The organism is Arthrobacter sp. C152, from assembly GCF_054890965.1.
Genome location: NZ_JBTZSU010000015.1, coordinates 1 through 24,004, shown reverse-complemented (window position 1 = coordinate 24,004; position 24,004 = coordinate 1). Strand labels below are relative to the sequence as shown.

Genomic DNA, 24,004 nt, shown 5'->3' with positions numbered 1-24,004 from the left:
GGTACTAGTTGCCGCCGAGCGCCAGGAGCGCGTCGACCTTGGTGGCGCGGCGGACGGCCAGGGCGGCGCCGGCGAGTCCCAGGGCGACAATCCCGACGACGGGAAGCACCGTGGTGGCCAGGCTCAGCTGGAACGGGGCGGCCAGGGCGGCAAAGAACCCTGCCGCCACACCAATGGCCCCTCCAGCGGAGGCACCCGCCACCAGAACGACGGCGGCCTGGGTGATGGCGTCCCGGAGGATGTAGGAGCCGGGGGCGCCCATGGCTTTCAGGACGGCGATGTCGCGCGTGCGCTGAATGGTCCAGACGGTCAGGAACGCCACGATCACCAGTGAGGAGATCCCGTAGAGGAAGGCCTGCATCAGGGCCAGGGACCCGTTTTCGCTCTTGAAGGAGCCGAGGGCCTGAAAGGAACCGGTCCGGGACTCGCTCACGGTGTTTGCCGCACCGTTCGCGGCTGCGCTGTCCACCCTGGCCGGGTCCGCGTAGGTGACGGCGACGACGGTAGCCAGCTGACCGCCGTCGGACACGTGTGCCGCCTTGGCCCAGGCGGGCAGGGCTGTCCATACGACGCTGGTGTGGGCGTACCACTGGTCAGGCACCACGGCCGCGACCGACAGTTCCACACCGCCCAGGGACACTTTGTCCCCCTGGCCCACCGACAATGCCTCCGCCACTGAGCCACCCAGCACGGCGGTCCCCGCGGACACGTCAACCGGCGCCAGGGGACTGCCGGGGGAGACACCGAAGACGGCTACGTTCGCTGTTCCGGACCCATCCGGGGCCAGCGCCCGGGTCTGGCTGATGCCCAGCGGCTCGGCGGATTGGATGCCGGGCTGGTTCCGCCAACTCTCCACCTGCGCGGCCGTGACGGAGCTTTCCGTGTAGGACGCCTTGGGGGTGCCGGTTCCGGGAGCGCCGAAAGCGATGCTGTCTACCGGCCTGGCAGCTGACCCGCCCAGCTTCCCGATAGCAGACGTGGACTGCTCGGCCAGGCCAGCCGTCAGGCCGGACAGCATGACGAGCAGGAGGGTGATCAGGGCTACGACGCCGCCCATCATGGCGAACCGGCCTTTGGCGAAGCGGATATCGCGGATTGCCAGGAACACGTTGTTCTTCTCTCAGCAGGGGTGGATTCTTTGCGTGTTCCACTCTCCCGGCGGCCGCCCGCGGCTCCATCACGGATACGGTTGATCCGGCGGGATGGAAAGGTTGAGCGCGAAGTCAACCATTTGATTGATCCCCGGGAACCGATCGCGGCATAAGCTGATGCAATGCCTGCCACCCCCTTGCCGCCACCTTTGACGACGGCTGCCGGCGTTCCGCCGAGGGGGCCACTGAACGCACTGGAAAATGCGTCCTCGGCGGCGATCCTTCGCGTCCTGCGGGTCACCCTGCACACCGGATTCGCCATACTCCTGGCCGTGGCGCTGGTCCGCATGCTGATGGCCGGAGGTTCCTTGCGCTGGGTGTGGGCCGGTGCCGCCGTCGTCCTCGCCGCTGTCTATCTGGCCGGCACTGTCCTGGAAAAGCGCCACGCGGAAGGCCGCATAACCTTCAACCCCCGCGGCTACGGGCTCCTATGGCTGGCACTGGTCACGGCACTATGGGTCTTCCTGCTTGCCGGGAGCGCGGACTTCGCATGGCTGGCCTTCCCCATCTTCTTCCTGCACCTGCACCTGCTGCCACGCCGCGCCGCGCTGCTGACGATCGCGCTGATGACCATTGCGGTGATCGCGTCGCAGTGGGCTGTCAGCGGAGCGCCGGTCCCGCACGCGGCCGCCGTCGTGGGGCCCCTGCTCGGAGCCATCTTTTCGGTGATCACCGGGCTCGCCTATGCCGCGCTCTACCGGGAGGCAGAAAACCAGCGGCGTGCGGCGGACGAGCTGCGCCGCACGCGGGAGGAACTGGCCCGCTCCCAGCATGAAGCCGGCATGCTGGCCGAACGGGAGCGGCTGGCCCGCGAAATCCACGACACCCTTGCGCAGGGGTTGTCCAGCATTGTGCTGCTGGGGAGGGCGGCCGGGCAGTCCCTCGCCGACGGGGACACCGCCACGGCGTCCTCCCGGCTGGCTTTGGTGCAGCAGACCGCGGCGGACAACCTGGCCGAGGCGCGCAGCTTTGTCCGTGGCCTGTCCTCCCCGCGGCTGGACGGGACCTCCCTGGTGGAGGCCCTGCGCCGGCTGTGCGCAGCGACGGAAACCGGTGCCGCCGCCTCCGGGCAGCCGCTGCGCTGCCGCCTCGAGGTGGACGGCGAGCCGCAGGAGCTGCCCCAGCCCGTCCGCGTCGCCCTGCTGCGCGCGGCGCAGGCGAGCCTCGCGAACGTCCGCGAACACGCCCGGGCCGCGAACGCCGTCGTCACCCTTGCCTTCCTGGGAACCGGGGTGACCATGGACATTTACGACGACGGCACGGGCTTTGATCCCTCCGCTGCGGAGGGTGCCGCTCACGCAGTGGACGGCAGCGGGTTCGGGCTGCGCTCGCTGAGGGAGCGAGTCACGGCGCTGGACGGGGCGCTGACGGTGGAATCCGGGCCCGGTGAGGGCACCGTGGTGGGCATCCGGCTGCCGCTGGACGGGTCTCATGAGTGAGGTCCGGGTCCTGCTGGTTGACGACCATCCCGTGGTCCGCGCCGGCCTGCGCGCCATGCTCACCGGAATCGAGGGGATTTCCATTGCCGCGGAGGCCGCCGACGGCAAAGCCGCCCTGAAGGAACTGGCGCGGCTGGCGGCGCTTGGCGAGCCTGTGGACGTTGTGCTCATGGACCTGCAGATGGGGGAGGGGATGGACGGCGTCACTGCCACGGCCGCCATCCGGAAGCTTGATGCTCCTCCGCCCGTGCTGATCCTCACCACCTACGACACCGATGCGGACATCCTCGCGGCGGTGGAAGCCGGGGCCAGCGGCTACATGTTGAAGGACGCCCCGCCCGAACAGCTGCGGCAGGCCGTCCTGCAGGCGGCGGCGGGCGGGACGGTCCTGGCGCCCCGGGCGGCGGCGCTGCTGATGGACCGGATCAGCAACCCGGGCACGTCGCTGACGCCGCGCGAAGTGCAGTTGCTCGAGCTGCTGGCCACCGGCCTGTCCAACCGGGCCATCGCCAAGCAGGTCTTCATTTCCGAAGCGACCGTGAAGACCCACCTGGTGCACATCTACGGCAAGCTCGGCGTGGACAACCGCACGGCCGCCATAGCGGCGGCAACCCAGCGGCGGATCATTCGGGCGCCGGGCGCCTGAAAAGTTCCGGCTGTACGGGCGCCTTTTGCACCGGGGGCTTAACAGCAGCCCCGGTCCTTCCGTTGCCTCAAGGTTTAATCAAGATTGTCCAAGGTAGGCCGAATCTGAAATTCCCCGGGTTTACCGACCGGTAAGTTTTTCCTGTTTCCACTTGTTCCCCCGAACAAGGAAGCAACAGAAGCCCCCGCGCTGGAGCATGACTCGCGCGGGGGCTTCGCCCCATTCAGGGGTGACTTCGCTTAGTCCAGGTCGAAGCGGTCCAGTTCCATGACCTTGGTCCAGGCGGCCACGAAGTCAGTGACGAACTTCTCCTTGGCGTCCTCGCTGGCATACACCTCGGCGAGGGCCCGGAGCTGGGAGTTGGAGCCGAAGACCAGGTCCACGGGGGTGGCGGTCCACTTGAGTTCACGGGTGGCCACGTCGGTGATCTCGTAGACGTTCTCCTCGTTCTCGGAAGCCTTCCACTTGGTGCCGGGCGAGAGCAGGTTGACGAAGAAGTCGTTCGTCAGGGCCTGCGGCTTGTCCGTCAGCACGCCGTGGCTGGAGCCGCCCACGTTGGTGGTGAGGGCGCGCATGCCGCCGATGAGGGCGGTCATTTCCGGGGCGGAGAGGTCCAGCAGGTATGCCTTGTCCAGCAGGAGGGTTTCCGGCTGCAGCTTCTCGCCGGAGCGGATGTAGTTCCGGAAGCCGTCCGCCCGCGGCTGCAGGTAGCCGAAGGATTCGACGTCGGTCTGCTCCTGGGCGGCGTCCGTCCGGCCGGGACGGAACGGCACTGTGACGGGGAACCCGCCGTCGGCCGCTGCCTTTTCCACGGCGGCGGCGCCGCCGAGGACGATCAGGTCCGCGAGCGAAACCTTCTTGCCGTTGGTTTGGGCCGAGTTGAATTCCTCCTGCACCCGCTCAAGCACGGGCAGGACGCTGGCAAGCTGCTCCGGCTCGCTGGCGTCCCAGCTGCGCTGCGGTTCCAGCCGGATCCGCGCACCGTTGGCGCCGCCGCGCCGGTCCGTCTTGCGGTAGGTGGCGGCCGAGGCCCACGCCGTGCCGGCGAGCTGCGGGATTGTCAGGCCGGAGTCCAGGAGCTGGGCCTTCAGCGAGGCAATGTCCTCCTCGTTGATCGGGTCGTGGTCGACGGCGGGAACCGGGTCCTGCCACAGCTGCGCCTCCGGCACCCAGGGGCCGAGCATATGCGGGCCGACCGGGCCCATGTCGCGGTGCAGGAGCTTGTACCAGGCCTTGGCGAACGCCAGGGCGAATTCGTCCGGGTTCGCCAGGAAGCGGCGGCCGATCTTCTCGTACGTCGGGTCGAAGCGCAGCGACAGGTCGGTGGTCAGCATCGTGGGGCGGTGCTTCTTGTTGGGGTCGTGGGCGTCCGGGATGATTTCCGGGGCGTACTTGGCCACCCACTGGTTCGCGCCGCCGGGGCTCTTGACCAGTTCCCACTCGTACTCGAACAGGATCTCCAGGAACCGGTTGCTCCACTGCGTGGGCTTGTCCGTCCAGGTGACCTCCAGGCCCGAGGTGATGGTGTCGCCGCCGCTGCCGCTGCCGTAGTTGCTGAGCCAGCCCAGGCCCTGCGCCTCCAAGTCCGCCGCTTCCGGCTCGGGGCCCACGTGCGCATCGGCCGGGGCCGCGCCGTGGGTCTTGCCGAACGTGTGGCCGCCGGCGATCAGCGCGAACGTCTCCTCGTCATTCATCGCCATCCGCTTGAACGTCTCACGGATGAACGCGGCTGCGGCGACCGGGTCCGGGTTGCCCATGGGGCCTTCGGGGTTGACGTAGATCAGGCCCATTTCGGTGGCGCCGACGTTGTCCGCCATCTTGCCCTCGCCGACGTAGCGTTCATCGCCAAGCCAGGTGTCCTCGGGGCCCCAGAAGATCTGCTCCGGCTCCCAGACGTCCTCGCGGCCGAACGCGAAGCCGAAGGTCTTGAAACCCATGGACTCGAGGGCCACGTTGCCCGCGAGGACCAGCAGGTCGGCCCAGGAAACCTTCTGCCCGTACTTCTGCTTCACCGGCCACAGCAGGCGCCGGGCCTTGTCCAGGTTGGCGTTGTCCGGCCAGCTGTTCAGCGGCGCGAACCGCTGGCTGCCGTCACCTGCGCCGCCGCGGCCGTCGTGGACGCGGTAGGTGCCGGCGGCATGCCAGCTCAGTCGGATCATCAGCCCGCCGTAGTGGCCGAAGTCGGCAGGCCACCAGTCCTGGGAAGTCGTGAGGGTCTCGGTGATGTCGCGCTTGAGGGCTTCGACGTCGAGCTTCTGGAATTCCTCCCGGTAGCTGAAGGAAGCGCCCAGCGGGTTGCTTGCCTGGCCGTGCACGTGGAGGACGGAGAGGTCCAGCTGGTTGGGCCACCAATCCTGGTTGGTCCGCGGCCGGTGTCCCTTGGGCTGCGGCGAATCGATCGCCGGGTTCTCACTCTCGCTGCCGTGAGAGGTGGCGCTGCCCTGCGCGGCGGCACTGCCGTGGGGCCACGGGCACCCGCCCCCAGCCTTCTGGTCCGCACCCTGCGCGCTTGCAGGAGTCGGAATCCCAGGATGCTCTTGGCTATCGGTCATGTGCTTTTTCCTTCCGTTGGGCCGAGGCCGCGGTTGGACTCGGGCAGCCGGTCAACCCTCCTATTTGACCACGCGGGGGCGTGCCGTGGAGAGCCCCCTACGCCATGAGTGAACCCCCTAATTTCGGGTCCATATCCCCGGCGCAACTCCCAGCCTCCGGACGTAAACTGGCCCTCGCACCACACTTGTGGACACTGCGTCAGGTTGGAGCCCCGCTTTGCTCTGGAAGTTGCTTGTCGAATACCTGCGGCCGCACCGCGCGCTGCTGATCGCCGTCGTGGTTTTCCAGCTGGCGCAGTCCATCGCGTCGCTGTACCTGCCCACGCTGAACGCGGACATCATCGACCAGGGCGTGGCCCGGGGTGATACCGGCTACATCCTCTCCACCGGCAGCTTCATGCTGCTGATCACGCTGGCGCAGATTGTGTGCGCCGTGATCGCCGTGTACTTCGGGGCGAAAGCTGCCATGGGCCTGGGCCGGGACCTGCGCGGCGCCATCTTTGAACGAGTGGGGGAGTTCTCCGAGCAGGAGGTCACCAGGTTCGGGGCACCCAGCCTGATCACCCGCTCCACCAATGATGTCCAGCAGGTCCAGCAGCTGGTGCTGATGTCCGCCACGCTCATGGTGGCCGCGCCCATGCTCAGCATCGGCGGGGTGATCATGGCCATCCGCCAGGACGCCCAGCTGTCCTGGCTCATCGCCGTTTGCGTCCCGGTGCTGCTCATCGACGTCGGCCTCATTGTCACGCGGATGGTGCCGCTGTTCCGCAAGATGCAGACGCGGATCGACACCGTGAACCGGGTGCTGCGCGAGCAGCTCACCGGCATCCGCGTGGTGCGCGCGTTCGTGCGCGAGGACATGGAGACGGAGCGGTTCGCCGGTGCAAACCGGGACGTCACCGACGTTGCCCTCCGCGCAGGCCGGCTGATGGCGCTGATGTTCCCCACGGTCATGCTGATCCTGAACATCTCCAGCGTGGCGGTGATCTGGTTCGGGTCGTTCCGGATCGAAGACGGGTCCATGCAGGTGGGCACCCTGATCGCGTTCCTGAGCTACTTGATGCAGATCCTGATGTCCGTCATGATGGCCACGTTCATGGCGGTGATGATCCCGCGCGCGTCGGTGTCCGCGGACCGGATCGGGGAGGTGCTCGGCACCAGGTCCAGTGTCCTGCCGCCGGAGCATCCGGTCACCGGCGCAGCGTTCGCCGGCAAGCAGCGGCGAGGCGAACTGGAGATGCGCGACGTCGGATTCGCCTACCCGGGTGCCGAGCATCCGGTCCTGTCCAGGATCAGTTTCACCGCCCGCGCGGGGCAGACGACGGCGATCATCGGCAGCACCGGCTCTGGCAAGACCACCCTGGTGAACCTGATGCCGCGGCTCTTCGATGTGACCTCGGGCGCGGTGCTGATCGACGGCGTGGATATCCGCGACCTGGACCCGGACCTGCTGTGGGGGCACATCGGCCTGGTGCCGCAGCGGCCCTACCTGTTCTCCGGTACGGTGCGCAGCAACCTGCTGTACGGCAACCCGGACGCCACCGAGGACGAACTGTGGGATGCGCTGGAGATCGCCCAGGCCCGCGACTTCGTGGAGCGGATGGAGGAGGGGCTGGACGCGCCCATTTCGCAGGGCGGCACCAACGTTTCCGGTGGGCAGCGGCAGCGGCTGGCCATCGCCAGGGCGCTGGTGAAGCGGCCCGAGCTCTACATCTTTGACGATTCCTTCTCCTCCCTGGACACGGGCACTGACGCCAGGCTGCGGGCCGCGCTGAAGCGCAACACCGCGGGCGCCACCATGGTGGTCATCGCCCAGCGGGTGTCCAGCATCGTTGAAGCGGACCAGATTTTGGTGCTCGACGACGGCAGGATCGTCGCGCAGGGCACGCACCGCGAGTTGCTGGAGACCTCGGAGACGTACCGCGAGATTGTGTCGTCCCAGCTGGCAGCGGAGGAGACGGTATGAGCATGTACCGCGGAGGCGGCCGTCCCGCCGGAGCCGGGACGGGCCCAGCCGCGCCCGCTGGGTCTGCGGCCGGGGGCAAAGCCGGCCAGGCCGACGTCGTACGCATCCCGCGCCCGGCCGGTGGCCCGGGAAGGGGCGGACCGTTTGCCGGGATGAATGTCCCGGCGGAGAAGGCCATGAACTTCAGCGGCTCCGCCAAGCGGCTGCTGGCAACGCTGCGGCCGGAGCGGCTGTGGCTGGTGCTGGTGCTGGCGATGGCCGTGGCGGGCGTGGTGCTGCAGGTGATCGGGCCGCGGCTGCTGGGCGAGGGCACCAACCTGATCTTCTCCGGCGTGGTGTCCAAGCAGCTGCCGCCGGGGATGACGCAGGCGCAGCTGATAGCGATGCTGCGGGCGTCGGGGGAGAACCAGAAGGCGGACATGCTCAGCGCGATGACGCTGACGCCGGGCGCGGGGATCGACTTCGGGGCGCTGGGCGGCGTGCTGACGTGGGCACTGGTGCTGTATGTGCTGGGGTCGGCGTTCATGTGGGGGCAAGCGTATGTGCTCAACGGCGTGGTGCAGCGGACCGTGTTCGGGCTGCGCGAGCAGATTGAGGCGAAGATCAACCGGCTGCCGCTGAAGTATTTCGACACGATCCAGCGCGGCGAGCTGCTCAGCCGGGTGACCAACGACGTGGACAACATTTCGCAGAGCCTGCAGCAGTCCATTTCGCAGGCCGTGACCTCGGTGCTGTCCGTGCTGGGTGTGCTGGTGATGATGTTTATCCTGTCGCCCACGCTGGCGCTGATCGCGCTGGTGACCATTCCGCTGACACTCGGGATCACGGCGCTGATTGCCAAGCGCTCGCAGAAGCTGTTCGTGCAGCAGTGGAAGAACACGGGCGAGCTGAACGGGCAGATCGAGGAGACCTACACGGGGCATGCACTGGTGAAGGTGTTCGGCAGGCAGCGCGAGGTGGGGGAGCGGTTCCGGCAGAAGAATGCCGAGCTGTATGAGGCGAGCTTCGGGGCGCAGTTCATTTCCGGGCTGATCATGCCGGCCATGACGTTCATCGGGAACCTGGTGTACGTGGGGATCGCCGTGGTGGGCGGCCTGCAGGTGGCGTCCGGGGCGATGCAGCTGGGCGATGTGCAGGCGTTCATCCAGTACTCGCGGCAGTTCACGCAGCCGCTGGCGCAGCTGGGGTCGATGGCGAACCTGCTGCAGTCCGGCGTGGCCTCTGCGGAGCGGGTGTTCGAGTTGCTGGATACGGAGGAGCAGTCGGCGGATCCTGCTGTTTTGCAGAGTCCGGACGGGCGGGCGCGGGGACGGCTGGTGTTTGAATCCGTTTCCTTCTCTTATTCGCCGGACAAACCGCTGATTTCTGACTTGTCTTTGGTAGCGGAGCCGGGGCAGACGGTGGCCATTGTTGGGCCGACCGGTGCGGGCAAGACCACCTTGGTGAACCTGATGATGAGGTTCTACGAGCTCGACGGCGGGCGCATCACCTTGGACGGCGTGGACATCACCACCATGACGCGGCACGACCTGCGCTCGCGGATGGGGATGGTGCTGCAGGATACGTGGCTGTTCGGCGGGACCATCAGGGACAACATCGCGTACGGGCGGCCCACGGCTTCTTCCGATGAGGTGCTGGAGGCGGCGCGGGCGACGTACGTGGACCGGTTCGTGAAGTCCCTGCCCGAGGGGTATGACACCGTGCTGGACGATGAGGGCTCCAACGTGTCCGCGGGCGAGAAGCAGCTCCTGACGATTGCCCGGGCGTTCCTGGCGCAGCCGTCGGTGTTGATCCTGGATGAGGCTACGTCTTCGGTGGACACCCGGACTGAGGTGCTGGTGCAGAAGGCCATGAGTGCTTTGCGGAGCGACCGGACTTCCTTCGTGATCGCGCACCGCCTGTCCACGATCCGCGACGCGGACCTCATCCTGGTGATGGAGAACGGGCAGATCGTGGAGCAGGGGAACCACGCGTCACTGCTGGCCGCCGGCGGGGCTTACGCACGGCTGTACGAGGCCCAGTTCGCGGCTCCGGTAGCGGAGGTTTAGGTAGGCCGCTCTTATAGGTTCGCAGGATTCTAGAGAGATTCACCTGGCCGAAATAGGCGTTCTTTCCGGCGTTTACCGCCTGAGCTTTTGAGTTCAACTTGAACTTGCTGCACTTCAGTGGAGATTTGATACCTTCGGCTCCTGACATCGATTTCGCGATTAGCGAGGGATGACCTACAGGAGAGCATGAAGTGACACTTCTTAGATGCTAAGCAATTTCCGATCCCACTAGGCGCCCAAGTGTCACTATCTACTCCTCAGGTTGGCCCGGCACGACGTCCCAAACGCGATGGGCGAGAACTAACGCCTGCAACCGCTATGATCAGTCGCGTACTTGCACCGCCTTGTAGATAATCACGCGTCAGATAGGGGCCTGATGAAGATTCGCTCGCTCGAGCTCGCCAACTTCAAGGCGATTAAACACACCACACTGGAACTTCACCCAACATTCAATGTCTTGGTAGGTTCCAATGGCTCGGGAAAAAGTAGCGTGTTGCAAGCCCTACATTGGATGCTGCAATCAGGCAGAAATAAGATGGTAAAGCCGGGGGCGGCGGGAAAAGCGTCGACTTTATCCGAAAGAGATGCCATCTTCATGCCATCGCCGGAGTATCTAAGTGCTGGCCATGGTGCGGACTATGGCAATTTCAATAGCAACCCCCAACTTGACCTTCGGATCGTGGCGATCGATGAAGATGATAGTGACGTCGAAGCTAAGATGTGGCTCAAGGCCGCGAGGAATGAAGGCATCTCTGTCCACGTGCCGGCAAATAATGAATTTGTCACCTTGGTGCGGGACCGTAAGCGCGAGATCAGCGCCTACATTCCGGGGTTGGCTGGAATTCCGCTAGTCGAAGAGAAGCGGTCGCGACTCATCGTTCATAGGTCGGCTGCAGCAGGTGATGCCAACATGGTCTTACGTAACATGCTCGATCTCTTATGTAGCCAGACGATAAATGGGAAGAACGGCCTCGATTTGGTCTCAGAACTCGTTGCACGGGTGATGGGTGACTTCGCGTTGAAGGTCGAGTTTGATGAAGCCAGTCATACCCGCGTGGTTGCGAACTTTCGTGTCGGTGAGATGGGTTCCATGGGTGATAAAACTTTCCGGCCCCTAGAACTAGCTGGAATAGGCTACTTGCAGGTCCTCCAGATCTTCTGCTACCTGATCTACTTCAGGCCTGTTCTGTTGCTAGTTGATGAACCGGATGCTCATCTGTACCCAATCGCGCAGGAACGACTTGTGGAGGTCCTCTACGAAGTCGCGGCGGAACTAGATTCGCAAGTCATCCTCACCACACACAGCCCCTCAATTGTTCGGGCCCTGCCGCAAGACTCTCGGGTGGTCTGGATGAAAGATGGAAAGGTTGAACGGAGCGGCGACGCTACGGCTCGGCAGCTAATGGGCTGGGGTCTGCTTGACAGGAAGATCATCCTTCTAACGGAGGATACCCGGACGGAAATGCTGCGGTCATTGCTGGGGCAGTGGCCGGACTTGGAACGAGTTACCGCAGTCTGGCCCTTTCACGGCACGGGGAAATTGCCGGCGCCGGAGACACTTGAAGGTTTTCAAGGCCTCGTGGGCTCGAATGTAAAGCTCGTTGTACACCGCGATCGAGACTTCTTGATGCCGGAGGAGACTTCAGCGTTCGCAGAGCCATATCAGAGTGGCGGCCATGCAGTTTGGTTCACGAAATACTCGGACGTCGAGTCATACTGGGCAGATCCCAGCGTCGTCGCTCATCATTTCGGCTTGTCCGCTAATGATGCCGAGCATCTGATAGAGGAAGCGATCAAACGAGCAAGTTCTGGTGACGATGCAATTCAGAAGGTACGCAAAAAGCGAAACGAAGCGCTGCAAAAGCTCAACAGGGATGGAACCCTTCCGCATTTCGGAGACGAACAGGTACTAAGCGAGGCTACCCGCGATGGCCAACAATATGCCGTACTGGGGAAGAAGTTCGTTTCCGAGCTTCGCAATGTCGCCGCGGAGCGTAAGTTCGCTAATGCAAACACCTTTGGAAAATCGGTTCCGCCACAATCACAGCCCTACCTGGCTGACGACCTGAGAGTGATTCTTAACTCCTGCCTATAGCGACGTGCCAGCACGTTCATCAGCCAGAGGTTCATCAAGCCGCAAGCCTGAGGCAAATGAACGATGCAGTCCTTTCATCCCGTTGCGCAGTCACTGCCTGATCGGTGGCAGCTACGAAAAAGTGTGCCACCACAACTAATAGGCCCACGGAGTTCCATCTCTGGTTGCTCACCAGGGCAACACCAGCGACTTCGGCGGCTCCAGCAGTTCCCCCCGCTCGTTGCGCCTGAGCTTCGCATGCTCGGTTGGGGGAATTGAAACCCCCATCTGCAAAACGAGAGCGGACGACGCCGGGTCCCACCCGCCGTCGTCCGCTCCGCTTAAGCCGCCCAACAAAGGCGGCCTGCAAACTACCTCAGTGCCACAACCCCAGCGCGAACTCCGCAATAACCGTAGCCAGCAGGAACGACGCCGTGATGGCCACCAGCCCCACCGGGATGATCTTCCAGCCAATGTTCTTCAGCAGCGGGATGTCCTTGCCCAGGGACAGACCGGCCAGCGTCAGCATCACGGTCGCGATGGACAGGAAGTCCACGGTCTTCACTGCCGCGTTCAGCGGCTCTGCTGCGAAGAACCACGGGCTGGAGATGTAAGCGCCGATCGTCGTGATGAACACAATGGCCGAAATCTTACGGGTGACCTTCGCCAGCGCAATGCCCACCAGGACCAGCGCCAGCAGGATGACATACCCCACCACGATCGACAGGCTAAGCCCCTTCGCCGCCACCGCCGCCGTGCCGATACCCAGCACTGTCAGCACGGACAGCGAAAGCCACAGCGGCAGCTTGATCTCCGCAGATGACGCAGCCACCCGCTCACGGAACCGCCGGTTCTCCTCCGCCTGGGCGGCCTCACGCTCGGCAGCGGAAGCAGAGGCGGCGGACCCAGCGCTACCAGCCGGGGCCGCAGAGCCACCAGCACCAGCAGCCACAACCTCCCGGCTCTGCTGCTTCCGCGTCAGCACCCGGTAGAACTTGTCCGCCAGCGGCAGCGCAATGTAGATGCCCACGTACACGCCCAGCACGGTGGTGATCAGGTTGGACACGGCGGCCATGCCCAGGATCGCCTCCTGGTCGGCCGGGTAGGCGGCGGTGATGCTCGCAGCGGAGGCAGCCATCATGGACCCGGACCCCACGCCGGCGCCCATGGCCAGCGCCAGCGGATCGAAGATCTTCCAGTTGGACACCAGCGACGTCAGCAGCGTGATGAACACGGCACCGAACAGCGTCCCGAACACGTACATCGCCAGCACGCCGCGGTACTGGTCCGAATCCGGCCCGTACTTCTCGGACACCATCGCGAACGACGGCTCACGGTCCAGCGAGAACGTGGCGCCCACGGTCGCCTTGCCCATCCGCAGCAGCACGGCCAGCGGCAACGCCAGAACGATGGTACCCAGCAGGTGCCCCACCTCCTGCAGCAGCAGCGCCGGGCCGGCCTTCAGCAGCGTGGGCAGGCTGGGGCCGATGTTGAACGCCAGCCGCGCCACCAGCAGCAGCACGGCCACGCCCACCAGGGCAGCAGCCACACGCTGCAGGTCGATCCCCAGCGGCTTGAACTTCTGGATGGACACCAGCAGGCCCAGGATCAGGCCCCACACCATGGGGAAAATGATGATGGCGCCGATGCCAAGATCGATCTTCGCCTGCCCAATAAACTGCACGGCAAGGGCAATCACAAACGCCAGCGCGGCGATGGGGATGGTCAGCCTGGTGCCGGCCGTTTCGGTCCGGGCTGTTTTAACAGTGCTCATGATGCGCCTTCCTGGGTGACAGCTTCCTGGGTGGAAGTACGACGGCGGTACGCCGCTTGGGTGAAGCGTTGACGTTGGGTGGGGGTTGAGGCAGCGCCGGCGACGGTCCAGGCCAGCGCGGTGGCGGCGTCGAACATCACCCCGTACGCCTGGGGAGTGTCCGCCAGGGCGGCGAACGCATGCGAGTGGATGGGAACGTCCGCGCCCGGAATGCTCAGCCACGGATGCAGGGACGGGATGACCTGGGAGATGTTGCCCATGTCCGTGGACCCGCCGCTCAGGCCGGAGGACCGGGACGTGTCCTTCCCGAACGCATCCATCGCATCCGTCCAGTGCCCGGCCAGGTCGTCGTCCTGGACCAGCGGCTCGTACAGCGGCTCGGTGTCCTCGAACTCAAGGGTGGTGCCGGTGGCCAGAGCCGCACCTTCAAAGCAGCGCCGCACCCGCTCCAGCAACGCGTGGAACTCGGGCAGGGTGAAGGCGCGGCATTCGAACTCCACCACGGCTTTCTCCGGGATGATGTTGGTGACGTGCCCGGCCTCGGCCACGAAGCAGGCAATCCGGTGGTCGGACGGGATCTGCTGGCGCAGCAGGCCGATCGCCACCTGGCTGAGCACCGCGGCGTCGGCGGCGTTCACGCCCTGGTGCGGTGCCGCGGCAGCGTGCGCCGCCTTGCCGGTGAACGTGGCCTTGTACCGGCCCACGGCCTGGGCGCTCGTGCCGGCCGGGTTGTAGGTGAGCCCGTCCTGCACCGGGTGGACCATCAAAGCCAGCCCCACGCCGTCGAACGCTCCCCGCTCCAGCATCAGCGCCTTGCCGCCGCCGTGCTCCTCCGCAGGGGTGCCGATGGCCTTGAGCGTGATCCCGAGTTCGTCCACCAACGGCCGCAGCGCCAGGGCCGCGGCCACGGACGCGCCGGCAATCAGGTTGTGCCCGCAGGCGTGCCCGATCCCCGGCAGCGCGTCGTACTCCACGCACAGCGCCACCGTGAGGTCGCCGCTGCCCGCAGTCGCGGTGAAGGCGGTGGGCAGGCCGCTCGTGCCGCGCTCCACCTCGAAGCCGCCCTCCTCCAGCAGCGCCGCGATGGCCTCCGCGGACCGGACCTCCTCGAAGGAGATTTCCTTGAAGCCGTGGATGTCCTTGGCCAGCGCCTCCACCTTGGGCTTCCAGCGTTCGACGCCGTCCGCCAAGGCAGTGCGCAAAGCACCTGCGGCCGTGGTTGTGTCTGTCGTATCCATGGGTCTCCTAGTAGGACAGCGAGGGGAAGGGGGAGCCGGCGGCGCGTGTGGGCACCCAGACGGCCTTGGTTTGGGTGTACTCGTCCAGGACGCCCGGGCCGGAGGAGCGGCCATGGCCCGAATCGCCGAAGCCGCCGAACGGAACCGCCACGTGGATGGTCTTGTACGCGTTGATCCAGAACGTCCCGGCCTTGACCTCGCGGGCCACGTGGTGGGCACGGGACACGTCCGAGGTCCAGACCGCCCCGGCGAGGCCGAAGTTCGTATTGTTCGCCCGGGCGATGGCTTCGGCCTCTGTGTCAAACGCATCGGCCCCGACCACAGGCCCGAAGACCTCCGTGGTCTCCAGCCGGTTCTGCGGGGTGACGCCGTCCAGGAGCGTGGGCATCACCCAGTGGCCGCCTTTCAGGGCCGGGCCGCTCACCGACTCCGGCAACGTGGCCCCCGTGAGGCGGCGGCCGCCGTCGTTCATTCCCGCCTCGATCAGGCCGGTGACCGTGGCGAACTGCTGGGGGGTGATGATGGGGCCCACCTCGGTATCCGCGCTGAGCGGATCGCCCACGCGCAGGAGGGCGGCCTTGGCGGCCACTATCTCCACGAACTGCGCGTGCACGCTGCGCTCCACCAACAGCCGCGACCCTGCAACGCAGGACTGCCCGGCGCCGGAGAAGATGGCGGAGATGGCGCCCTCGGCGGCGCGCTCCAAGTCGGCGTCGGCGAAGACGATGTTGGCGCTCTTGCCGCCGAGCTCCAGCAGCGCCGGGATGCCCGCCTGCGCTGCGGCCACGGCCACGCGGCGTCCGGTGGGCACGGAACCGATGAAGCTGACCTTCCCGACGCGCGGATCGGTGGTGAGTGCCGCGCCCACGGTCTGGCCCAGGCCGGCTGCCACATTGAACACACCCGCGGGCAGGCCCGCCTCGTGCGCGATCTGGGCGAGCCGGACGGACGACGCCGGGGTGAACTCGCTGGGCTTGATGATCACCGCGTTGCCCGCGGCGAGAGGGGCGGCGGAGTTCCAGCCGGCCGTGAACATCGGCGCGTTCCACGGGGTGATGGCGACGACGACGCCCCACGGCACCCGCTCGGTGTAGGTGTGCCAGTTGCCCGGGACGGGAATGGTCTGCCCGGTGAGCTTGTCTGCCCAGCCGGCGTAGTAGCTGAACATTTCGGCAACCTTGGCTGCCTCCGCACGGGCATCCCGGATGGGCTTGCCGGTGGTGGCGGATTCCAGGATGGCCAGTTCTTCGGCGTGCTGTTCCACGGCGCGGCTGACGTTGCGGAGGACGGCGGCCCGCTCGAAACCGTTCATCGCGCCCCAAACCCTGGCGCCCGCCGTCGCGCTTTCGAGGATGGCGTTGGCACCCTCGGCGCCGGGGTCCGCGTAGGTGGCGAAAGGCTCGCCGGTGGCTGCGGCGGTGAGGGTGATGCTGTCCCCGCTGCCGGTAACGACGCGGCCGTCAACGAAGGCGCCCAGACCGGACGGGAAGGCGGCGTCCAGGACTGCTTTGGCCGTGGCGGCAGAGGAGGACGTTGGTGCTGTGGTGATCGTCAAGATGCTGATTCCTTTGGGGGCTGTATCGCTGGGGTGCTTCAGGCGGCGGTTGTGGATTCGGGGGCGCCGGTGTTCGGCGCGCCGGCGGGGGTGATGGCGGGGGCCACAGTGCGGGCGATCTCGGTGAAGTCGGCTTTCGGGCCGAGCACCGCCAGGGCGTCCTGCCATTGGTTGGCGACGGTGGCGAGGAGCGCCGGCTTCTCGCCGATCTGTTCGGCCACTTCGACGGCGAGGGACGCGTCCCGGGCCATCAGGCCCATGGAGAAGCCGGAATCGTGGCTGCCGGTGAGCACCCAGTTCGGGTACATGGCGGCGGAGACCTTACTGCCGCCGGATGCGCCGCTGATGCCGGCTGCGGCGGTGGCGGGGTCGATCCCGTAGGCCTTTGCCACGCCCAGGGCCTCGCCCACGGAGGCCAGGTTGGCTGCGGCCAGGACGTTGTTGAGGAGCTTGACCACATTGCCGCTGCCCGGTCCGCCGATGTGGCTGAAGTTGCCGCCGGTCAGGGCGAGCAGGACTGGTGTGGCCGCTTCCAGGGCGGTTTCCGTGGCGCCGACGAAAGCACTGAGCGAACCGGTGGCGGCGCCGTCGCGGCCGCCGGATACGGGTGCGTCGATGAAGGCTGCGCCGTGGTTTTCCGCGAGTTCGGCCATGCGCTTGCTGGTGGCGGGCTCGGAGGTGGTGGTGTCGATGATGGCCACGGTTCCCGGGACTGCCAGCAGCTGCGGCACGGTGGTTTCCACCATGCTGGCGGCGGGCAGGGACAGGACTGCGTAGGGGGTTCCGGCGACGTCTGCCAGGGTGTCCGTGGTGGCGATGCCGGCTGTTTCGGCAGCCGCACGGGCGGCGTCCGACGGGTCGAAGCCGGTGACCTCCCATCCTGCCTTGTGCAGCGTGGCGGCCATCGCTCCGCCCATGGCGCCCAGGCCGATCACGGCGACGCGGCGGTTGTGTGGCTCGTTCATGTAGGGATACTCCTGAAATCCTGTTGGGTGTTCTGGGTGTTGCGGGCAGTTAGTCGAGGTAGATGTCGAGGTCTTTCCAGAGCTGCTGGGTCCGGCGGATGGTGGCCCGGCTGCGCTCCGGATGGGCCGCCTCCATGCCGGCCAGCAGTCCGTAGACCAGGGAGTTCGCGGCGGTGACCGACTGAAAGAAGGAGATGCCTTCGGAGGCCACCACCAGGAGGTGGTCGGCGGCGGAGGCCAGGCGGCCGCTGCGCAGGTCGCTGATGGCGATGACGGTGGCGCCGGCCTGTTTGGCGGCTTCGGCGGCGATGATGATGTGCTTCACCGAACGCCACATGTTGATGACCACCAGGACGTCCCCGGGGCCCAGGCTGTTGGTGCTTGACGCGAGGTGGACGCCCGCACGGTTTTCCAGCGTGATGGGGTAGCCCATGGTGGAACCCAGGTGGGCCATGACGCCGGCAGGCCCGGCGAAGGAACCAATCCCGACGACGGTAATGGACTTTGCTGCCGCCATCGCCTTGATTGCCGCCTCGGCTTCCCCGGGGGTGTTGGAGTCCAGCGTCAGGCGGAGGTTTTCGATGTCGTGGTTGATGGCTTCGAAGAGCGGGCTGCGGGTTTCGCCGTGCTCGGTGAGGGTGTCTTCGGTGGAGATCATCACGAGGTAGCGGGACCGCAGTTCGCGTTGCAGGTCCGGCCACCCGCGGTAGCCCAGGTGCTGGGCCGTCCGCACCACCGAAGAACTGTTCACGTCGGCGCGCTGGGCGATCTCGGCGATGTCCGCGTAGGAGGACAGCTGCGGGTTGCGGCGGATGACCTCAACCACGCGGCTCTGCGCCTTGGTCAGGGGAACGTCCGGCAGCGCATCGCCAAGCCACGCGTGGGAGCTGATGCCGGCTTCGCTGGTTTCTTCCGCGGCGTTCTCGTCGACGGCGTTGGTGTTCACGGGCTACCTGTCCTGTAACGCAGATCACTCTGCAACTGCAATTGCATCTAATGTACTCTGCAATTTCGTTTGCGAACAGGGTTTCGGGTTTCCGGAATGTAAAACCTTGGCCCACGCGGGCAGTTTTGGGCCGACGCGGACCGGTCGGGCCCATTGTGGCGGTGGAACTTCGAATGTCAGACCCCCATGACAGAGTTTGGCTATGGAGACAACAGCGGTAGTCGGAGCGGGAGGCAGGGCGGGATTGGCCGCTGCCGTCGCGTCCCTCGACGCGCTGGTGGACGAACTGAGTGGAGTTGCGGACCGTTCTTCAGAAGCGTTGGTTGGTGCTCGCGGGGACGTCCATGATCCGCTTCGGGAACTCGCGGACTCGTGCCTGAACGGCCTCGATGTTGTGGCTCGGATCGAAGCCACCACCGCAGCGGCAAAAGTCCGGCTGCTGGCGACCTACGCGGAGGCGGCAGACGCGCTGGAGGCGCCAGCGCAAACTGCGTACGAGTCCTCCGCGCGGGAAATGAGCCAGGTGGCGGAGGTTGCCTGCGCGCTCACCGTCGGGGAACGTGCCGCCTCCGCACTGCTTGGCGAAGCCCACGCTTTGACCACTTCCTTGCCAGCCGCGCTGGATGCGTTGCAGGCCGGCAAGATTTCATGGCAGCACGCCCGGATCATCGTGGATGAAACCACCGGGCTGGACACTGCAGCCGCCGCTGCGCTGGAGGCGCACTTCCTGGACCCCGAGACTCCGAACGCGGCCAGGGGTGCCGCCGCGGGGGAGCTGGTGCCGGCACGTTTCCGGCGGAAGGTGCGTGCCTGGAGGGAACGCCACCATCCGGAGTCCCTGGAGATCAGGCACGCGAAGTCGGTAGAAGACCGGCGGATGGAGTACTCCCCGGACCGCAACGGGATGGCCTGGATCTCGCTGCATATGGCCGCGGACAAGGCCTGTGCCATCTGGAACAGGACGTCCGCCCTGGCCCGTGGGCTGCAGGGGCCGGACGAGCCGCGGACCCTCACCCAGATCAAGGCGGACGTAGCGGCCAAGTTGCTGCTTGGTGAGGCCGGCCACTCCTCCGGGCCCGGGCCGTCCCTCAAAGCGGATGTGCTGGTCGCGGTGCCGGTATTTTCCGCCATGGGCGTCACGGAGGAGCCCGCAGAGCTTGATGGTTACGGGCCGATCCCAGCATCGATGGCGCGCAAACTTCTTGCGGAAGGTGCCGGCTCGTTCTACCGGGTGCTGGTGGACCCGCGGGACGGGGCGCCGCTGGAAATCGGCCGCACCAGCTATCGGCTCCCGGAATCATTGAAGCGGTGGTTGCGGATGCGCGATGGAAAGTGCACCTTCCCCGGCTGCAGCAACCCCAGCCAGGACAATGAAGCGGACCATCTCACCGCTTGGGAACACGGCGGATCCACTGGCATCAGCAACCTGGGGCAGTTGTGTCCCAAACACCATCGGCTCAAACATCGAACTGGCTGGACTCCCGGGCCGGCCACCGAAAACCAGCCGCCCGGCTGGACCTCGCCCACCGGCCGCCACTACAACGCCGAACAAGCGGACGGGGAACCGACTATTTGGCCCCCCGGGTGCCTGCCAAAAGAAACAAGCCCGCTCGAAGCAGTGATCGTTGACTACCTCTTTGCGTCATAAAGTGCTGCTGCCTGCTGCCTGCTGCCTGCTGCCTCACGCTGAAGCGGCAGTGGAGGTTGTTCCCTCTCGTTTACCACCCAGCAACCACCAGGCCGCACACCGTTTCGGCACGCCGACCAGTCTTTTCACGCACCCTTTGCGCCCGGCACACCCCCACCGGGCGGATAATCCCCCGAGGTACCAGGAGTACTCCGTGTTCGTGAAAAGCACCCTCGCAGTTGCCACCCTTCTTGCCTCCCTGGCCGGGACGGCTGCAGTGCCGGCCTCAGCCCAGGCTGAGGCACCCAAGCCCGCGCCCGTCGTCGTCGGCCAGCCCCTCGCCGGCACCCACGCGCACAACGACTACGAACACGACCGCCCCCTGTTCGACGCACTGGAGCACGGGTTCACCAGCGTCGAAGCGGATGTATGGCTGGTGGACGGCGAGCTGCGCGTGGCCCACGACCTCGCCGACGCCAAGCAGGGCGTCACGCTCGAAAGCCTGTACCTCGACCCCCTCGAGGACCTGGTTCGCAGCCAGCCCGGCCACAGCGTCTACCCGCACTGGGACGGCAGCCTGCAGCTCCTCATCGACATCAAGAGCGAGGGCGAGTCCACCTACGCCGCCGTCGAGCAGGAGCTGGCCGGGCACCGCGGCATCATGAGCCGCTACACCGAAGGCAACGTCAAAACCGGGCCGGTCACCGCCGTCATCAGCGGCAACCGTCCGCTGGCCACCATGCAGGCACAGACCCAGCGCTTCAGCTTCTACGACGGCCGCGCCGCCGACCTCGCCTCCGGCCTGCCCGCCGCCCTGATGCCGCTGGTCAGCGACAACTGGACCAAGCTCTTCACCTGGCAGGGCGTCGGCCCCATGCCCGAAGCCGAGCGCGCCAAGCTGCGCGCCTTCGTCGCCACCGCGCACGCCAACGGCTACCGCGTCCGCTTCTGGGCCACCCCGGACCAGCCCGGCGAAGCCCGCGACGCCGTCTGGACCGAACTCGCCGACGCCGGCGTGGACCACATCAACACCGACGACCTCGCCGGCCTCCAGCAGTTCCTCACCGCCCGCGGCGCCTGACCGCCCGCCCGGACATCCGAGAAACAGGACCATCCCCATGCCTTCAAAAACACTGAAGATTACGACCGCGGCCCTCACCCTGGCGCTCGGCCTCCTCGCATCCCAGCCCGCCGTCGCCGACGATGCCCAGGCCAACAATCCCCAGGCGGTGGACAACACCAACGACAGCAGCCAGGCCTTCACCTTCGCCGCCATCGGAGACATCCCCTACGGCGCGGCCGAGATCGCCAAGTTCCCGTCCCGCATCCGTGACCTCAACGCGGACAAGGACCTGGCGTTTGTAGCACACGTGGGCGATATCAAGAACGGCTCCTCGGTCTGCTCCGACGAGTACTTCTCCTACATCCGCACCCAGTTCGATACCTTCACCCACCCGCTGGTCTACACACCGGGCGACAACGAGTGGGTTGACTGCCACCGCACCAACAATGGCGCCTACAACCCGCTGGAACGCCTGGACAAGATCAGGGACGTCTTCTTCAATGAGCCGGGCAAGACCCTCGGCGCCACCATGCCCGTCAAGAGCCAGGAAAGCCTGGGCCTTCCCGAGGACGTCCGCTTCGACAAGAACCGTGTGGCCTTCTCCGTGCTGAACGTCCAGGGCAGCAACAACTCGCTCCTGCCGTGGACCGGCCTGGGCAAGACCGAGGCGACTCCCGAACAGCTGGCCGAGGTGGAGCACCGGACCGACGCCGTGATCGCCCAGATCCGCCAGACGTTCGCCGAAGCCAGGCGCAGCAACAACCGGGCCGTGGTGCTCATGCAGCAGGCCGACATGTTCGACCCCTCGCTGCTCGAGGCAGCAACCGCCAACCCGGACACCGTCTCCGGCTTCCGCCACATCGTGCAGGCCATCGTCCAGGAGACCAACAGCTTCGACGCGCCGGTCTACCTCGTCAACGGCGACAGCCACGTCTTCGCCGAGAACCAGCCCCTCGCGGCAGGCTCTCCGTGGCTGGGCATCTATGGCGCCCCCGCCGCTGACAACCTGCAGCGCATCACCGTGGACGGCGCCAACAACGCCGTGGACTATGTCCGCTTCACAGTCGCCGGCAACAATGCCAAAGGTGCCGACGTCCTGAGCTGGGAAAAGGTCCCCTTCAGCTCCTAGGCACAAACGGAAGCGGACGACGGCGGGCGCCCAGCCGCCGTCGTCCGCTTCCGTTTTGTCGAGAGGCTAGAACTGCGTGGTGCCGCGCAGCTTGCGGGGGCGGCCGTCCGGGTCGATCAGGAGCCGGTTGAGGGGATTTGCCCAGAGACGTTGAAGGCGCGTGACGGGCTCCGGCCGATGGTGCCGCACCTGGCCCGTGGGCCGGGGCGAACCGTCGCCCGCTTCGTGCCACCGGTCCAGGGCGCCGGCCGTGGAATTCCAGAGGGCGAGTCCACTTCCGGCGTCGAGGAGTTGAGGGTCGTCCTGGTCCAGGCCCAGGTGTTCGGCCCAGAGCTGGAGCCGTAGCTCGCGGGCCAAGGGACGGTGAGCCCCTGGGCCGGCGCCTGCGGAAGGTGCACCCTCCTGGCCGGCGGTGGTATCAATGACCGCGCAAGTCAGCTCGCTGTCCGTGGTCCAGGAACGCCGGTTGAAGTTGTCCGACCCGCAGGTGAACCACGTGTCGTCGATGATGCAGATTTTGGCATGGACGTAGATGGGCGTCCCCGCCTTGTTCTCCAGGTTGAACACGCCGAACCGGTCCGGGGCAACGCGGCGCATCCTCTCGATGGCCCGCAGCTGCCCCGCCCGCTTGGGCGGCCCTCCAAGCCGGCCGTCGGAATCCGGGTAACGGGGCACCACCGCGATCACGGTCAACTCCGGGTTCTGCTCCAGGGCCGAGGCGATGCCTGAGGCGACCTCTGCCGACCACAGGTATTGGTCCTCGATGTAGATCAGCGAGCGGGCCTGGGCGAAAGCCTTGGTGTAGGCCCGGGCGATGCTCCGCTCACCGCCGGGTGCGAAGGGAAACGGCGGATGCTTCACGCCGTAGGTGCGCAGCAGCTGCACCGCGTGGGGCCCGGCCGGCGGTGGTGGCGGCGCCGTCTCCGGCAGAGGTTTGGGGTGCCGGGGCATATCCGCCAGGCGCTGCAGCAGCATCCGGTACGGTGTGCGCCGGTCCAGGGGATGGGGGTCATTCCACCGCTCCGCGAACAACTCCAGCACGTCCGCCACCACCGGGCCCCGGAGTTCGAGGGCGGCATCGTGCCACGGTGGCTGCTTCCCGTACCGCGGGTCCATCTCGACCGCCTGCGGATCCCCCATATGGCCGGCGTCGTCGCGGCGGCTGTGGCACAGGTCGATCCCGCCAACGAACGCCACATCCCGGGAGGGGTCCTCACGGCGCCGGATGACGAACAGTTTCTGGTGGTGGCAGCCGAACAGGCGCACGCGCTGGTCCAGCAGCACTTCGCCGCCGGCGTCGTTGATCTGCTTGCTGAGGTGCTCGTTGGACCGGTTGCTCATGGGGGCGGAGAGGCGCTCCCCGTGGGATCGCCACACCAGGCCGCGCACTTCCACCCCTGCCCGGGCCAGCCGCGCCAGCAGTTCACCAATCGCCGGCCCGTCGGGCGTCAGCCGCTCATCGCCGTCGCCCCGCCAGTCGGTGAACCACACCCTGTCTCCCGCCTGGAGGTCCGAGAGCTCCTCATGAAGCCGGGCGAAGTACGTGGCCCCGTGGACCAGGGGCCGCACCAGGTTGCCCTCCGACCAGGACGTTCCGGCGCCGCCGGAATGAACGCCGGTGTCCACGTTCCCCCGTTCGGCGCCGCTCAAGAACCAGTAACCGGCACTGCTGTCCACTCGGTGTTCCCTTCGACGCCTGAGGCCGCCGTCGTCGTCCGGCCTACCCAGTAGCCTACGGGGCGCACAAGGTCCCTGTTGCCTCATTGCAATACCTCAGGGAAGAGTAATACGTTGCCTCAAATGAAAACCTCCGTTTCGCGTGGTCGTTGCC

The 24,004-nt window shown here is 66.4% G+C and carries 16 protein-coding genes; 8 read left to right on the top strand and 8 right to left on the bottom strand.

The features are described 5' to 3' along the window. Positions 1–4: 4 nt before the first annotated feature. A complete protein-coding gene (locus ACYSM9_RS12120) occupies positions 5–1,108 on the bottom strand; it encodes an ABC transporter permease (protein WP_461857211.1) in 1,104 nt (367 codons plus the stop codon). 165 nt (positions 1,109–1,273) lie between these two features. On the opposite strand from ACYSM9_RS12120, the gene ACYSM9_RS12115 reads away from it, so the two are divergent. After that, complete coding sequence (locus ACYSM9_RS12115; protein ID WP_461857210.1) at positions 1,274–2,590, top strand: sensor histidine kinase; 1,317 nt, start codon at positions 1,274–1,276, stop codon at positions 2,588–2,590. Further along, a complete protein-coding gene (locus tag ACYSM9_RS12110) occupies positions 2,583–3,236 on the top strand; it encodes a response regulator (protein WP_461857209.1) in 654 nt (217 codons plus the stop codon). Before ACYSM9_RS12115 ends, ACYSM9_RS12110 begins: the two co-directional genes overlap by 8 nt. 239 nt (positions 3,237–3,475) lie before the next feature. Here ACYSM9_RS12110 and katG read toward each other — a convergent pair whose 3' ends face one another. Beyond that, positions 3,476–5,788, bottom strand: a complete 2,313-nt coding sequence (gene katG / locus ACYSM9_RS12105) for a catalase/peroxidase HPI (protein ID WP_461857208.1) — start codon at positions 5,786–5,788, stop codon at positions 3,476–3,478. Between the two features lie 217 nt (positions 5,789–6,005). On the opposite strand from katG, the gene ACYSM9_RS12100 reads away from it, so the two are divergent. The 3 genes from ACYSM9_RS12100 to ACYSM9_RS12090 all read left to right on the top strand — a co-directional run bounded on the left by ACYSM9_RS12100 (position 6,006) and on the right by ACYSM9_RS12090 (position 11,897). Beyond that, on the top strand, positions 6,006–7,754 hold the full coding sequence (locus tag ACYSM9_RS12100) for an ABC transporter ATP-binding protein (RefSeq protein ID WP_461857207.1): 1,749 nt from the start codon (positions 6,006–6,008) through the stop codon (positions 7,752–7,754). Continuing rightward, positions 7,751–9,802, top strand: coding sequence for an ABC transporter ATP-binding protein (locus ACYSM9_RS12095; protein ID WP_461857206.1), 2,052 nt, complete (start codon positions 7,751–7,753; stop codon positions 9,800–9,802). Before ACYSM9_RS12100 ends, ACYSM9_RS12095 begins: the two co-directional genes overlap by 4 nt. Before the next feature lie 376 nt (positions 9,803–10,178). Further along, the gene (locus ACYSM9_RS12090) at positions 10,179–11,897 is read left to right on the top strand and encodes an ATP-dependent nuclease (protein ID WP_461857205.1); all 1,719 of its coding nucleotides are present in this window, start codon (positions 10,179–10,181) and stop codon (positions 11,895–11,897) included. A 355-nt stretch (positions 11,898–12,252) separates the two neighbouring features. On the opposite strand, the gene ACYSM9_RS12085 is transcribed toward ACYSM9_RS12090, so the two are convergent. Genes ACYSM9_RS12085 through ACYSM9_RS12065 form a run of 5 tightly spaced genes read right to left on the bottom strand, consistent with a single transcriptional unit; the run spans position 12,253 to position 18,354 of the window. Further along, positions 12,253–13,650, bottom strand: a complete 1,398-nt coding sequence (locus ACYSM9_RS12085) for a DUF3100 domain-containing protein (protein WP_461857204.1) — start codon at positions 13,648–13,650, stop codon at positions 12,253–12,255. Then, entirely contained in the window at positions 13,647–14,888 is a 1,242-nt protein-coding gene (locus ACYSM9_RS12080; RefSeq protein ID WP_461857203.1) for an amidohydrolase, read from the bottom strand. The genes ACYSM9_RS12085 and ACYSM9_RS12080 overlap by 4 nt, the downstream gene beginning before the upstream one ends. A gap of 7 nt (positions 14,889–14,895) precedes the next feature. Further along, entirely contained in the window at positions 14,896–16,443 is a 1,548-nt protein-coding gene (locus tag ACYSM9_RS12075; RefSeq protein WP_461857202.1) for an aldehyde dehydrogenase family protein, read from the bottom strand. A gap of 38 nt (positions 16,444–16,481) precedes the next feature. Then, positions 16,482–17,408, bottom strand: a complete 927-nt coding sequence (locus ACYSM9_RS12070; protein WP_461857201.1) for an NAD(P)-dependent oxidoreductase — start codon at positions 17,406–17,408, stop codon at positions 16,482–16,484. A 49-nt stretch (positions 17,409–17,457) separates the two neighbouring features. Further along, positions 17,458–18,354 carry a MurR/RpiR family transcriptional regulator gene (locus tag ACYSM9_RS12065; protein ID WP_461857200.1) on the bottom strand — a complete coding sequence of 299 codons (897 nt, stop codon included), beginning with the start codon at positions 18,352–18,354 and terminating at the stop codon, positions 17,458–17,460. Positions 18,355–18,556: 202 nt separating this feature from the next. Here ACYSM9_RS12065 and ACYSM9_RS12060 point away from each other — a divergent pair, with 202 nt between their 5' ends. The 3 genes from ACYSM9_RS12060 to ACYSM9_RS12050 all read left to right on the top strand — a co-directional run bounded on the left by ACYSM9_RS12060 (position 18,557) and on the right by ACYSM9_RS12050 (position 22,173). After that, a complete protein-coding gene (locus ACYSM9_RS12060; RefSeq protein ID WP_461857199.1) occupies positions 18,557–20,002 on the top strand; it encodes an HNH endonuclease signature motif containing protein in 1,446 nt (481 codons plus the stop codon). A 193-nt stretch (positions 20,003–20,195) separates the two neighbouring features. Continuing rightward, entirely contained in the window at positions 20,196–21,062 is an 867-nt protein-coding gene (locus ACYSM9_RS12055; protein ID WP_461857198.1) for a phosphatidylinositol-specific phospholipase C/glycerophosphodiester phosphodiesterase family protein, read from the top strand. A 37-nt stretch (positions 21,063–21,099) separates the two neighbouring features. Then, positions 21,100–22,173 carry a hypothetical protein gene (locus tag ACYSM9_RS12050; protein WP_461857197.1) on the top strand — a complete coding sequence of 358 codons (1,074 nt, stop codon included), beginning with the start codon at positions 21,100–21,102 and terminating at the stop codon, positions 22,171–22,173. Between the two features lie 66 nt (positions 22,174–22,239). On the opposite strand, the gene ACYSM9_RS12045 is transcribed toward ACYSM9_RS12050, so the two are convergent. After that, positions 22,240–23,850 (bottom strand): phospholipase D family protein, encoded by a 1,611-nt coding sequence (locus ACYSM9_RS12045; RefSeq protein ID WP_461857196.1) that lies wholly within the window; start codon positions 23,848–23,850, stop codon positions 22,240–22,242. Between the last annotated feature and the right edge of the window lie 154 nt (positions 23,851–24,004).